The sequence below is a fragment of the Sphingobacterium sp. MYb382 genome (genome assembly GCF_037572665.1).
In the GTDB taxonomy this organism is placed as follows: Bacteria; Bacteroidota; Bacteroidia; order Sphingobacteriales; family Sphingobacteriaceae; genus Sphingobacterium.
The window spans coordinates 19,846-34,115 of record NZ_JBBGZT010000007.1; the positions used below are offsets into that span (position 1 = coordinate 19,846).

Consider the following 14,270-nt stretch of genomic DNA (forward strand, 5'->3'; position numbering starts at 1 on the left):
ATTGAGGTGTTTATGAACTATTTTTGTGTTCCATTAAAAAATAAAATTATGTCTACAATAGAAACAATTTATGTCCCTTATAAGGTTAAAGATATCGCTTTAGCAGAGTGGGGAAGAAAAGAAATAGAATTGGCGGAAGCGGAAATGCCAGGATTGATGAGTCTTCGTCAAGAGTTCGGTGCTGCCAAGCCATTAAAAGGTGCGCGTATTGCGGGCTGTTTACACATGACCATCCAAACAGCTGTATTAATTGAAACATTGGTAGAACTTGGTGCTGATGTTACTTGGTCTTCATGTAATATCTTCTCTACACAAGATCATGCTGCTGCAGCAATTGCAGCAGCCGGAATTCCTGTTTATGCTTGGAAAGGGCTGAGCGAAGAAGAATTTGATTGGTGTATCGAGCAAACGTTATTCTTCGGTGAAGATCGTCAGCCGTTAAACATGATTTTGGATGACGGTGGTGATTTGACAAACATGGTATTCGACCGCTACCCAGCATTAATCGATGGTATCAAAGGTCTTTCTGAAGAAACAACAACAGGTGTTCACCGTTTGTATGAGCGCATGAAAAATGGTACGCTACATTTACCTGCTATCAACGTGAATGACTCCGTTACGAAGTCTAAATTTGATAATAAATATGGATGTCGTGAGTCTTTAGTTGATGCAATTCGTCGTGCTACAGATTTAATGTTAGCCGGTAAAGTTGCTGTTGTAGCGGGTTTTGGCGATGTAGGTAAAGGTTCAGCAGAGTCTTTACGTTCGTCTGGCGTACGTGTTATTGTAACGGAAATTGACCCTATCTGTGCATTGCAAGCAGCTATGGAAGGTTATGAGGTTAAGAAAATGGCGGATGCTATCAAAGAAGCTAATATCGTTGTAACAACAACAGGAAACAAAAATATCGTTCGTGAAGAGCACTTCAAAGCGATGAAGGATAAAACTGTCGTATGTAACATTGGCCACTTTGATAACGAAATCGATGTTGCTTGGTTAAATGCTAAATACGGATCGACAAAAGTAGAAATCAAACCTCAGGTTGATAAATACACAATTGATGGTAAAGATGTAATCTTATTGGCTGAAGGACGTTTGGTCAACTTAGGTTGTGCTACAGGACACCCTTCGTTCGTTATGTCCAACTCATTTACCAACCAAACATTAGCGCAGTTGGAGTTGTGGATAAATACAGATCAATATGAAAAAGCCGTTTATACCTTACCAAAACATTTGGATGAGAAAGTAGCACGTCTACACTTAGCGCACATTGGTGTTGAGCTTGATGTGTTGTCTGAAGAGCAAGCTGCCTACATCGGTGTAACGGTGGATGGACCATATAAACCAGAGGCATATCGCTACTAGGTTTTAATAAAAGCATGAAAAATGGGCTAAACATATTTTGTTTAGCCCATTTTGTATTACTTAGCTACCTATTTCGTCAATTTTATGCGTCCGAAAAATTCGGGAGCGTGGAAATTTGGTTTCTCCGTAAGAATCTTGTTCCATGATACGAAATGGGGCGTTGGTAATTTGTCGCCACATTTGTAAAAATTAGCTTTTATTTCTTCTTGAATCGCTGTTTGCGGATGTCTGAAAAAGGCGCTGTATGGAATGACAGCAGTAAGCTCCCAGCTGTGGTTTCCTGCTTTGGTGTCAAACGGTTGGTCACCCAAGGAAGACCAGCGTTTGACACTTTTTAGTATTTCGGGAGGAGCCATTTTCCGATCACCTTTAGCGCCTCCTTGCAGTAATAACTTACCGATACAGCTGAACTCAAAGTTGTAATAGCTTTGATCAGCAAAAGGCTGTACAAAAAATTCCACGCATGCGTCTTCATAGACCCTTCCGTTATCCGCGGCAGCGACCGCTCTAATTTCTTTTTCATCCACTTTGAAGTGGATGAGGAAAGCATCAGCCGTATAGGCTAGTCTAACCTGAACAGTGGGCTTATAGGGGTAGGCATCCCAATTGACTTCGGCTACCGCCTGATATTGAACTTTCGCATCATCGAGCAGTTGCTTCACCTGTGATGCTTCTGTTGGGGTCTTGGAAAGCTTCGTTAAGGTCATCAGCTTCTGCGGAGCCACTCCGCTATCTGCCGTGGGCAGATAGCGGGAGGTAGCGCCAAATTGCACTGTATTTTCTACCCATGTCTTTCCCTCGAGGTTTAAGGCGAAGGAAAGGAGGCATAGGGCAGGGAGGAATTTAATCCAAGGTCTCATGATCCTTTAACCTTAGCATGTACTTCCTGATCTACATTCCAACCTGAAATTACACCGCCATAGAAATAGAACGTTACGTTGAATACTTCTCCACTGCTATTGTCTTTTACTTCATAGCGTTTTGTTACATCATATTGGTCAACCAACTTGTAGGTTGATAAGTTTAACTTCGCTAAATCTTTACTTTTTGTTTTTGTCTGAATATCTTTCTGGATACGTTTCTCAATCAAAGCCATAATACCTTTATTTTTGAAAGGATCGGTATTGACTGCTGTAGCAGGCTTCGCCGGATAAACTCCGCCATTTTTCTTGCGTAGCTCTTTTGCTTTGGTTGTATACGCTGTAAACTGTTTTTTAATTTCCGGACTTTTCACATTGCGCATCGTGAAGATGGCAATACCTTGTGCTCCATTTTCTAGCGCTGCATCCATTGCTTTAAACATCTCCGGTGTGTTATCAACCATGATACCGCAATACAAAGCTGTATTTTCGTTTTTGTCTCTTACATTGTCTTTGGTACAATCTTCAATAAAGCTCACATCCTCGGTATAGAAATTATGGTATACCATAGGAAATACGATGTCGAGGTTCCATTTACCCCAATCTTGTCTTACCATTCTAGAGGCCATTTTTGGTGTTGGGAATGGTGAAGCGGCCATTGTTTTTCCATGCGCATGTACGACATCAGAAATGATGTTGGCTACGTCACTGATGCGGTCGCAACGAAACTGACGCCATAGCTCATCTTTTGAAGGATCCGCTTGTTCGCGAGGGTCGTAACCATGTTCTTTTACGAAGCGCTTAATCATCTCGGGGTGGTAACCGAAATCCCACTCTGGATATTCGCGGTCTTGAACGATATGATATTTAGGCCATAGCGTTGTTGGTAAAACCACATCGACAAAGCGATGGTAATCAATAGAGATACCTTCTAAGCCTTCAATTTCTGCATACGAAGTAATTTTCTTTTTTATATACTCCTGTACTTCAGGTAAGACAGGACATAGAAATTTGTAGTAGCCTACGTATGCCGTAGTATCGGCTAAGCTTCGTCCTAGTCTATTTACACTGAACCACTCCGGGTGTTCTTTCAAGATTTTTTCGCGGTCATGCTCTAGGTTCATTGTCCACAGCCATGCATAAATAGCGATTTTGTACTTTTTCGCTACAGCGATTGCTTGCTTGTAGTCTGCTGGCGTAGGGGCATTCAGCATGACACCATCGATGCCTAGAATATTCATTTCACGACAGATGGAGTCAAAGTTCATAGTTGGGCGATAATCCAACCAGGTCCAAAACATGGGGTATTCTTTTGTTGCTTGCGCTTTCTTTTTTTGAGCATACGAAACGGTAATGCCCATGGCAAGGAGCAGGGAGAAAACAAAAATGATACGTTTTTTCATGGTCTTTGTTATATTTTAAGTTTAATATTAATTTTTTCAAGTAGTCCGACAATAAAGATGATAAGGAGCCCAAAACATAAACAGTTAAGTAAGCCTATAATCCCATGTGTCAATATATCGGGCAGCACGTAGCCTGTCAAATCCGCAAATGCATAAAATACATAAGGGATAAGGTATACCGTTAATGTTGCGGTTCCTGCCGGACGGATGATTTTAAACCAACCGATTTTATTGTATTTTTCCAAGCTGAAAAGGACAATGTAAAGCATGATTGCCACACTTAACGTGTAAAATAACCAAGGAGGTGTGCCTCCGGTTTTGGATACAATCCAAAATTGATGCGTTATCATACCTAGTAAAAATGCTCCGATGGCTAATGAAAACAAGGTTTTCAACTTCCAAGCGTCTGATTGGTTATGCTGTTTATTTATTCCGAAGGAGAATAAGACTCCACTCATCGTAAAAGCAGGTAAGATACCATTTCCGACGTGAAACAAGGCCAAAAAGCTATTGTAAAAATTTGGTTTCGAAAAGTTAACGAGGGCTTCGGCGCCATATTCTTCTCGCAAAGGGGTGTTCAAGAAACAGATAAGAATAAGCAGAAGCCACACGATGATCAGCTGTATAGGTTTCTTTCGGGCCAGCAAATAGGTTACCGAGCAGAAGAGATAGCTAAAGCCAATGGCTCCTAAAATTCCCCATCGAGCGGCGAATATTCCTCCTTTAGGATCGCTAAACGTGAGGGCTAAGTAGGCCAGGAGGAGAATACCTAACCATTGTAATACCACGATGAGGCGACCTCGCTGTGCTTTCATTTCTTTTGGGTAGGCATTCCAAATTAAAATGAAGGCGGCAACCATGATAAGCCAATAGATGCCTATGCTATAAGGTGCCTCTGCGTGAAGACGCGACTCCGAATTACCAATAAAAGCACCCATGATAAGCAGCGCTAGCGTACGTCCTAAAATATGCGAAAGGGTAGACTCTACGGTATATCCCTTTTTATGACGCTGTTCTAAAGCATAGGGAATGGATAGACCGACAACAAATAAGAAAATAGGGAATACCAAATCGGCAAGCCCTAGGAAGTCCTCCTTGTAGGCAGCGTGCTCCATCCAATGAGGAACGTCGTGTATTTTCCAAAAGTCATTTACAAATATCATCACCAGCATGGTTAATGCACGGAGGATATCGATAACCTGGTTACGTGGGCTTGTTGTTACGTTGTTTTCCATCATGATAGGCTATAAATCTGCAATCAGTTGGAGCCATCGCGCTGCCGGTGCTCCCCATAGCTCTTTGTAAGTCGCCGTATTGAACTGTGGCCAATAGGGGCTGTCTTCGTTCATATAAGACTGCATACCTACGGGAATTCCACCCACTGTTTCCCCAGGAAGGGCGGTATAAAGCTGCGGATAATTACTTCCTTCACCATAGATGATAGACTGTCCAAATGGGTTTTTCCCTACAATCCAGTGTAGCTGTTGTTCGGCAATTTCTGTCAATTCGGGGTCATTTAAAAATTTGCCACATAGCGCTGCTGAACGTCCTGTTGAAAGGTGTACCGCTGCATTTCCGCGGAAAGAATACCAAATCGGGAAAAAGCGTAAACGATGTTCTTCATCTAGGTAAAGGCCATTATTGTATTGCTCTCTAAAGTCTTTTTCTCCACCACTGCGTACAGCAACATGCACCACATAGAAATTGGCACTATCTAAGATTTCATCTTTATGGTATACACCACTCGGCAACATGCCGTAGGGCTGTACATATTTGTAAATGTTCTTTAAATAGTTCCCATGGAGTTGGATAGCTTCTTTCCATTGCGCATAAGCAGGGTGCTTCGGTTGTGTCTCACACAAACTAATCAAGGCCTCCATGAAGGCATAGTCTCGACTCTGGTGGGTGTAGTGCACGATAGAGCGTTTGTCGGTGTCGCGATAAAAGAAACCCGATAGCCCTGATTTTCCTTTCAGCGGTTCTTTGCGTTGACATGCTAAGGTGTATTCTATAGCTTTAGCTGCCTCCAGTGCATAGAAATTATCGCCTGTTGCTTGGTACAACATGCTCGCAGCCCACGATATATTGGCCGCATATTGACTGTTTGAAGCCATTGCGGCATGTCCGCCACCAATATTAACGAGCTCTTTGAAGCTGAGGCTGTCGAATCTTGTTTTTGCAAAAGCATAGTCTTCTTTCGCTATTTTAATTAAGTTCTGCTTGAGCGCTTCATCGTCGGTTATCATTCCTGAAATTGAAGCCTCCATGCCTGCGAGTAGATAATTTTCCAAGGCACTATTATGTACGCGCACAGTGCGACGGTCGCTATCATCGATAGTTCCAATTTTACCATCCGTCCATAGGTTGGTACCCCAACTTGCGGCACGGTATCCGTTTCCTAAGCGGGAACGCATCACGAAGTCTAAACCCCACAGCCCTTCTTCTACTAAACGATGGTACAAATCTGTTTGTCCTTTTTCTTTAGCCTTTTTGGCCATGCTAAAGAGCGAATAGGCAATTTCTCCCGTCTGTAAGGTCTGTTGCGACATATCTGCCGCATCATGCCAACCACCGTTTATAGGGATGATATTTCCTTCAAAATTTGCATGTAGGTCGGTATGGCAGGTGCCATGCTTGCCTGGTACAGGATAACCACAGCGTTCACAGAATAGGAAATTCAAGACACGCCATGTCGAAGATACCCATACATCATCTCCAATTTGGAAGGGCTGACTCTTAAGGTCGCCTACGTGTATGAAGTAGTCTCCAGGAGTGTTAAAGCTGGTAAAGTCTATGGTGGTAAACTGTCCGATTTCCGTTTTCTCTTGCTTTAGCTTACCGCTGAAAACTGTTTTCTGCGTTTTATGGTCTTTAATAGCGAAGGTGCCATCATTATTTTTTACCGTAACGATAGCGTCCTTTTTTCCACCGATGCTATAGCCTGTCGTGGAAAAGATAATGCGGTCTTCGGCGGGTTGCCATCCTTTGACGACCTCTGGTTTTTCAATTTTTTGTAAAAGCACTTGGTCAACATCAAAACGTAGGTTTGGCCCCATCGTAAGCTCCTGCCCGAACGTCTCGATGGCAAAGGATAGCTTATTAATCTTATCGCGGGGAAGCCCTGATATTTCAATGAAACACTCATTCCACTGTCCGTTGATAAGGTTTATCTCATGATAGCCCTCACGACCGAAGTGGTCTGGTACTTTTATCGCTCCGTCATTCTCTATGTATAGGTTTAAGTAGATACTTCTAGCTCCTTCACAATCTGGATAGATGAAAAAATGTAGACGGTTGTAGTCCTCCCAGTTTTCGTTGTCTATGGCTAAGGTAGCCATGGATGTTCCGCGCCCTAAGCCCCAACTTGGCAGCGTAGGGGAGGTAGCAGGAGCCTCCAAACGGAGACTCTGCTGACCATCTTTGCTACGTTCTGTTGTCAATGACATGGTGCCTATGCCTTTGTGGGACCATGACGACAGATTTTCCATATCGGCAAGTGTTCGACTTTTTAGGACCTTTTTATGTAATGCCCAAGCTTCAAAACCTTTGGATGGATCCAGCGGTAATGGCTTATGGATGTATCCACTTTCGATAATTTCCTGCTGTAGCGCTGCGCTAATCTGCGCCTGTAAGTGCTGATAGGAGCAGGCTAGGAGGACTAACGGAAAGAGGAGCGCTCTTAAAAAGTAATATTTCATGCTTTCTATAGTTTATAAGTTCGACTTCTTTATATCCCAGAACAAACGAGTTGCTCCATTGTCAGGACCTTTCAACATTTTTACAGCTTCGGCATAGCCACTTGGGTTTTCACGCTGCTCACTCAATGTATATGGGAATCGGCGCACCCCTTCTTCGGTAGAGATAACACCTTGACTTTCATTTTTCAAGACAGGGAATAATCGTGGATAGCCCGTTCTTCTCCATTCGGCAAAAGCATTCTTACCTTCCGGAAAGCCACCGATCCATTTTTGAGTAATGATTTTTTCTAGCCTTTCTTCATCGGATGTAGCATCATTCCATGAGGGAGATACTTTGGAAACGGCAGGCGCATCAAACTCTGCCCGTAGGGGATCTTTCCAAGCGCTTGGTTTTTTCGTGCTTGTCAAATAATCACCTACCGAGGTGCCAAACTCGGCGAAGGAGGCACCGATACCAGCTTCATAAAATGATTGCGCCGTTCCTCCAGCATTCCATCCACGAAGAGCGGCTTCAGCCAAAAGGAAATAGGCTTCGGAAGCCGATATAATGCGTGCTGGCATTTCGTCGGATGTGATATTGATGTGCGAGATAATAGCCTTGTAACGGTCTGACCATACATCCAAATTAGGCATGGCGGTGCGTACACCTATTACTTTATCCTTCTTTGCTATTCCTGCTTTCGCTAGCCTTGGATCTTCGTAGCCTTCCAGTATGGACTGTACATTCGCACTGACGAAGATGTCATTGTAGAGGATGGAGCAGGTGAACAAGGGGTGTTTCCAACCAAAGCCACGGATTGTGAAGGCATCTTCCTTTTGAAGGAGTCCTTGTGGAGCAGCGATGGCACTTTCACCTTCCTTTTTGGCCCATGCAGCATCAAATTTTACGATGCGCATCGCTAAGCGTAAACGGATGGTATTGGATAGGCGCATCCATTTGTCGAGCTGCCCTCCATAGGCCATATCAAAGTTCTTAAAGGAAGCCGCCGGTTTCCCAACATAGCCTTTAAGTGTTTCTGTCGCCGCTGTTAGCTCCATGAAGAATTGTTTGTAAGCATCTTCTGCAGAATCATATGTTCCACCAGTTTTGCTTTCTCCATACTTACTATAAATAATAGGCCCATATTCATCGACTACTCTAGACATGGCCAATACCCTCAATATGGTATTTATAGCGTTGAAATGACCATAGGTCTCCATGCTTATCTGTTCACATTTCTCTTTCACTTTTAGCTGGTTGGTCATCACCATGCGGTAGGTGTTCAGCCAATGTTCATCGTTCCAGTCGTTGGTCAGGAAATAGGTTTGATTGTTCAACCCTCCTTTAAAGTTCGTTGGTGAGGCCATGTAACCCGACCATATATCAGAGTTCAGGTTTTGAATCGTTTGAAAGCCCCATCCACCACCACCGTAGTTGTAGTAGATAGACTGTTGTATTGATGGGAAATGCATCCCGATAAAGTTATTATCTTGAGTTAGCTCTTCGTCGCTTACCCCAAAAGGAGGTGTGTTCATCTCGTCAAACCCTTTGACGCAGGAACCTGCGAGTGCCATCGTTGCTAAAGCTGCTATAATTGTTGTAATCCGTTTCATAAACAATGTCTTAAAAATTAACCTTTATGTTAAAACCAAAAGAACGCGTGCCTGGAGCACCAAAAACATGTAAGCCTTGTAGACTATTGCCTACCGAAAGGGATGATTCTACATCATAAGGCGCTTTATTAGTAATGAAGAACAAGTTTCTTCCAATTAGGGATAGATCAATAGATTTAATCACTGATTGGCCGGCTAGTTTATCTTTTGGAATGGTATATCCTAAGGAAATTTCACGCATACGTATGTTAGTAGCATCATAGATGTAGTGTTCCGATACACCATCACGACCACCGACAATAGCATAGAATGCCTGAACATCAGCGATATTTTTTCCGTCAAAGTTTACGCCGCCATTTAAGCGGTCATTACCTGTTCTTTCGCTGACCCCATATTTATCGAGTTCCGCTTCCGTTAACGACATTACTTTGCCTCCAAATCGTCCATCAACTAAGACATTGAGGTTGATATTTTTGTAGCTCCATCCATTCTGCCAGCCTAACATAAATTTAGGGGCTGTGTTGCCCACCTTTTTATAATCAGATTTATCTGGGATTGGAATACCTTTGCTGTCGTATTGGATATTACCACTGTCATCACGAAGGAAGCCACGACCATAGATATCACCAAAAGAACCGCCAACTTCTAGACGCATAGCATAACTGTTGGACGCTGTTCCTGCAAAATTGAATGGACCTAATCCGTCTACAAGTTCTATTATTTTGTTGCGGTTTAGGGAGAAGTTAACGCCTGTAGTCCATTTAAAATTCTGTTGAACGACAGGTTTAGCATTTAGCATAATCTCTACCCCTTGATTTTGGATATTACCAGCATTCACATAATAGGTAGTGTATTTGGAACCCGTTGGCGCAGGCAAAGAGAATAGCTGATCTCTCGTATTGGTTTTGTAATAGGTGAAGTCTAACTCCAAGCGACTGTTGAAGAAGCGCCATTCCGTACCCAATTCAATAGAAGCAGTTTTTTCAGGCTTTAACTCATCAAAAGGCTGTGTCGTATTAAAGTTGATAACGCCTCCACGTCCCACCGTGTTAAGTGGCATACTTAGGTAGCGCGGTAATCCGTTACCTACTTCAGACCATGCTCCGCGTATTTTGCCGAGTGTAACCCACTCCGGAAGCTGTAGCATATCCTGTAATACGGCAGATATACCTATGGAAGGATAGAAGAATCCTTTGTTTTTATACTTGGTATAGGCTAGGGTAGAAGTCCAGTCGTTTCGACCCGTTACATCCAAGAATAGCTGATCTTTAAAGCCTAATTGTCCTGCAAAAAATACAGACTGTGTTTGTTCACGGAAAGAGCCTAATGAGGGGCTACTCCCGTTATGGTTGATGTTGGCTGCTGAAAATACGTTAGGTAGGTATAAGCCACCAGGGTAGGAGTCAAAACCTATGTTTTTACCATTTTTATCCAAGATGCTTGTTCCGATGGTCGACGATAAAGCAAAGTCTTTCCATGTTTGGTTGTAAGAAACAAGAAAATCTCCATATAAGTTGAGCTCATGCGATTGGTTGGTGACATAGCGGCCATTGGTTCCTCCTGTGATGGAAGGGTCTGTCCCTGCATACATACGACTATCATAGTAGTCGGTCACAAAATCGGCATTACCACGAGTCTGAACAGTAAAATGATCGGATAGCTTGTAGGAAGCACTGATGGCCCCAAGTGTACGATAGCGTTTATCTTCATTCGGAATCATGTTGGTTAACCAATATGGATTCTGCTCAAAGCTGTTTGGTTGCGTATACCAGTTTTGGACATATAGGTTGCGGTCTTTGTTAAACACCTTATAGTTATCGCGGTAATAGTCGAACGATTCTCCTCCTTGTACGCCACCACGAGGAAACCTGTAGAGACCTACTAAAGGATTCATATAAAAACCGCCTGGTGAGGGTCTATTTTTTACTTTTTGATAGAGTAGGTTGACGTTACCATCTAAGGTTAAGCGTTGATTGAAAAGATTGGCTGTTTCTCGGAAGTTTACATTATGTTTCTCCAATTTGTTGTTCCCGATGACGCCTTTACCTAAGGTGTTTGCGTACGAGAAATAGGCCTGCATCTTGTCGGATCCGCTACTTAAGGTTAGCGCATTGATTGTCGTGGATCCTGTATTGAAAAAATCATCCGTGTAGCTGGGGCTGCCCGCTATGGGGTCGCCCCAGCTAGCGGTAACACCACCATATGAATTTTGAAATTTAGGAATACCATAGGCTGCAGTTTCCCAAGTGGTGTTGCTGCTCAGCGTGATGTTTGTTTTTCCGACAGCTCCCTTTTTTGTGGTAATCACGATAACGCCGTTTGCGGCAGCACTACCATACAAGGCTGCTGCTGCAGGGCCTTTGAGGATGTTCATGCTTTCAATATCTTCTGGATTAAGGTTGGAGATGCCGTCACCACCATCTCGGTTTCCAGCATCGTTATTCCCTCCGATAGAGGTAGCTGTCTGATTGTTGGATCCACTGTTAATCGGGATTCCGTCGATAACATATAAAGGTTGGTTGTTTCCACTGACGGATCGTTCTCCGCGGATGGTTACCTTTACCGAACCGCCAAGTCCAGAAGCGCTGCGGTTGATTTGTACACCAGAAACTTTACCGGCCAAATTATTCATTAAGTTCGGGTCTTTGGCGCGGACCAGCTCCTCGTTATCTACTTTTTGCGTTGAGTAGGTTAATGATTTCTCTTTCTTTTTGATACCTAAGGCCGTCACGACAACTTCGTCAAGTGAACGCATAGAACTGGTCAAGGTGATGTTGATCTCCCTGTTGTTGGTGATGCGTACTGTTTGTTTGTCGTAGCCCATAAGGCTAAATTCCAGTTGGCGGTTGTCTAAAGAACTCAACGTGATGCTATAACTACCGTTGTTGTCTGTTGCTACGGCCTTGCTCTCCCCCAGAACTTTAACTGTTACACCTGCTAACCCTTCGCCATCTTCTTTTCTAACGCGCCCCGTAATCGTTAGATTTTGTTTTGCTGTGGTGCCTATTGCTGATTCCGCAGGTTTCTTTTTTGAAAGCAAAATATTCTTGCCTTCAATGCTGCATGCTACATCAGAATTGGCCTCTATTTGGTCCAATATGGTGTTGAGTGATGCTTTTTCAGGTTTTATTTTTATAACCTTTGCTACATCGATATCGTTGTTGTAGAAAAACAAGTATTCTGTTTGCTTTTCAATGTCACTAATGATCTTAGACAGACTAGCATTACCGTTGCTAATCTGCACATTGTTTTGACCAAATAGTAAAGATCCTGATGCGATTCCCCCGAATAGCAGCACGGCTCGTAAAGAGCGGGAGCCTGAAAAAGACTTGAGTTTAGAGCATAGGATGCCCCGATAGCATTTTTCTATCATAATTAGTAAATTAATTAAGTTTATAGTTTAATTGCTTGGGCTGTCTGTACGTAAATTGGGATCCTTCAATGTAGCAAGGACAGGTCCATTAGGTTTAATAGTTAAAATAGGATAGTTTTTACATAAGCTCTATTTTTTTTGAGTTAACGATTTTTCTTTCTTTAAAGTTTTCATAGCGTTGTAATACGCGCATTACTTGTTCGATTCCGTCTGACATTCTGAATTTTCCGCTATAGCGGTGGGTTTTGAGCGCTGTGTTGGTTATCACAAGCTCGATATCATAATATTTCTTAACTATGTGGGCTAGTTTTTCCATGCTGATGTCGTTGAACGAAATGATGCCCTTACGCCAGTCGTATACGCTGTAGTCCTTGATACTGCGTACCACCAGTTCTCCATTTTTGAGTTCTGCAAGTTGGCCTGGCGCTAGGATAACTGACATAGTTTTTCCTGCATGATTATTTATCTGCACTTTACCTTCCATTAAAGATGTCTTGAAGTTATTACATCCGCTTGGGGCATCTACATTGAATTTCGTGCCTAGCACCTCTACGTTTCCGTAGGATGTTTCGACATTAAATTTTCGGTTCGTGTTCGGTTTTACTTCAAAGTAAGCTTCACCATCTAAGGTTACCTGTCTTTTATTTTTTTCAAAGGCTCCTGGGTAGCTCATCGTTGATCCCGCATTCAGCCATGCTAAAGAGCTATCAGGCAAAATAATTTGTACGCGGCTACCAAATGGTGCTTTTATCGTTGTCCATTGCTGAGGCTCTTGGATAGGTTCTTTATTCAAGGTGTACCAAGATAGTCCTGCTAGGCCAATCGTTAAAATAGCTGCTGCCCATCTCCAGAAGGTTAAAGGCTGTATTTTCGGTACACGCTTTTCTTGCTGTTCTTCATTTTTGGTGAGCAGCAAAAGATCAAATAGTCTACGTTCCTGTTGTAGCACCGTCCAATTTGCTGAATCAGCTTCCAGCCAGTCTCGGATAAGGGCTTTATCTTGCTCCGAACATGATCCATTAAAAAAATGATGTAGCGTTTGTTTATCCATTTTGGTCCTTACTATATACTAAACAACTGACAAAGGGTTATCCCTAAACAAAAAGTGAGAAAAAATAAAAAAGTATTAAAATAAGATAATCTTGAAGTAGTATTCGCAAGCGAGCGATAGCCTGACCGATGTGATATTCTACTGTCTTGGTACTTATATGAAGCATCTGCGCTATTTCTTTATGAGGGAGGTGCTCATAGCGACTCATGCAAAATATTTTGGAAGTCTTTTGCGGTAAGCTATCAATAGCATCGTTTATTAAACCTTGCAATTCTTTAGAAAGCAGCGTCTCGGGGTCACAGGCGTTTAAGGTTTGGATTTTAACTTGGGTTTCCCAAGCATGAAGTTCATACAAGGAGGATTCTGCTTTATTTTTTATTTTCAGGTGTTTTAAATGATTTAAACAGCGGTTTTTAACAGCCGTTAAAATATAAGCAGGTATATTTTTGCTGTGTACCGTTGCACGATGCTCCCAATAACTTAAAAAGCTATCAACAACGATATCTTCTGCGATATCCTCTTGCTCAACATAAGTCTTAGCAAAACGCTTAAAGTTATTAAAATGCGTTTTGTAAAGTAGCTCAAAGGATACTGTGGTTAAATCTTTATTTTCCATTTTTTGAAAAAATACCATAATTAGCCCTCCGCGAGGGGTCCTTTAAAATCCAATAAAAATTGTTCAATGACTTTAGCTTATAATCGGTTAGGTGTAGCCAAAAGCAATATAGGAATTAATTTCTTAATAATAGGGTTTAGTTTTCTGAAAAGCTGTTGATTATTAATTGTTTATCTGCTTATGAGCTCCGATTTGAGAAGGATTAAATTTAGGAAAGAAGCCTTAAGGAAGGATAAATGGTGAAAGCTCGTCTTTTCTTCTTGAGAAAAAATAGATTTTAGTTTCATTTTTAGAAGAGCCTGTGAACGGTA

At 42.3% G+C, this 14,270-nt stretch carries 9 protein-coding genes; 1 reads left to right on the plus strand and 8 read right to left on the minus strand.

Going from position 1 to position 14,270, the window contains the following annotated elements; translation table 11 throughout:
• The first annotated feature begins 48 nt into the window (after nt 1–48).
• Entirely contained in the window at nt 49–1,365 is a 1,317-nt protein-coding gene (ahcY, locus tag WH223_RS00830; protein WP_340045623.1) for an adenosylhomocysteinase, read from the plus strand.
• A 68-nt stretch (nt 1,366–1,433) separates the two neighbouring features.
• Here the strand turns inward: ahcY and WH223_RS00835 are convergent, their stop codons facing one another.
• The 8 genes from WH223_RS00835 to WH223_RS00870 form a co-directional block, all read right to left on the minus strand.
• Nucleotides 1,434–2,225, minus strand: a complete 792-nt coding sequence (locus tag WH223_RS00835; RefSeq protein ID WP_340045624.1) for a carbohydrate-binding family 9-like protein — start codon at nt 2,223–2,225, stop codon at nt 1,434–1,436.
• Entirely contained in the window at nt 2,222–3,628 is a 1,407-nt protein-coding gene (locus WH223_RS00840; RefSeq protein WP_340045625.1) for a hypothetical protein, read from the minus strand. Before WH223_RS00840 ends, WH223_RS00835 begins: the two co-directional genes overlap by 4 nt.
• Before the next feature lie 8 nt (nt 3,629–3,636).
• On the minus strand, nt 3,637–4,866 hold the full coding sequence (locus WH223_RS00845; protein WP_340045626.1) for a DUF5009 domain-containing protein: 1,230 nt from the start codon (nt 4,864–4,866) through the stop codon (nt 3,637–3,639).
• A 6-nt stretch (nt 4,867–4,872) separates the two neighbouring features.
• Nucleotides 4,873–7,326 carry a glycoside hydrolase family 9 protein gene (locus WH223_RS00850; protein WP_340045627.1) on the minus strand — a complete coding sequence of 818 codons (2,454 nt, stop codon included), beginning with the start codon at nt 7,324–7,326 and terminating at the stop codon, nt 4,873–4,875.
• A 12-nt stretch (nt 7,327–7,338) separates the two neighbouring features.
• A complete protein-coding gene (locus WH223_RS00855) occupies nt 7,339–8,919 on the minus strand; it encodes a SusD/RagB family nutrient-binding outer membrane lipoprotein (RefSeq protein WP_340045628.1) in 1,581 nt (526 codons plus the stop codon).
• A gap of 10 nt (nt 8,920–8,929) precedes the next feature.
• Nucleotides 8,930–12,292 (minus strand): SusC/RagA family TonB-linked outer membrane protein, encoded by a 3,363-nt coding sequence (locus WH223_RS00860; protein ID WP_340045629.1) that lies wholly within the window; start codon nt 12,290–12,292, stop codon nt 8,930–8,932.
• Between the two features lie 118 nt (nt 12,293–12,410).
• On the minus strand, nt 12,411–13,343 hold the full coding sequence (locus WH223_RS00865; RefSeq protein WP_340045630.1) for a FecR family protein: 933 nt from the start codon (nt 13,341–13,343) through the stop codon (nt 12,411–12,413).
• A gap of 43 nt (nt 13,344–13,386) precedes the next feature.
• A complete protein-coding gene (locus tag WH223_RS00870; RefSeq protein ID WP_340045631.1) occupies nt 13,387–13,959 on the minus strand; it encodes an RNA polymerase sigma-70 factor in 573 nt (190 codons plus the stop codon).
• Between the last annotated feature and the right edge of the window lie 311 nt (nt 13,960–14,270).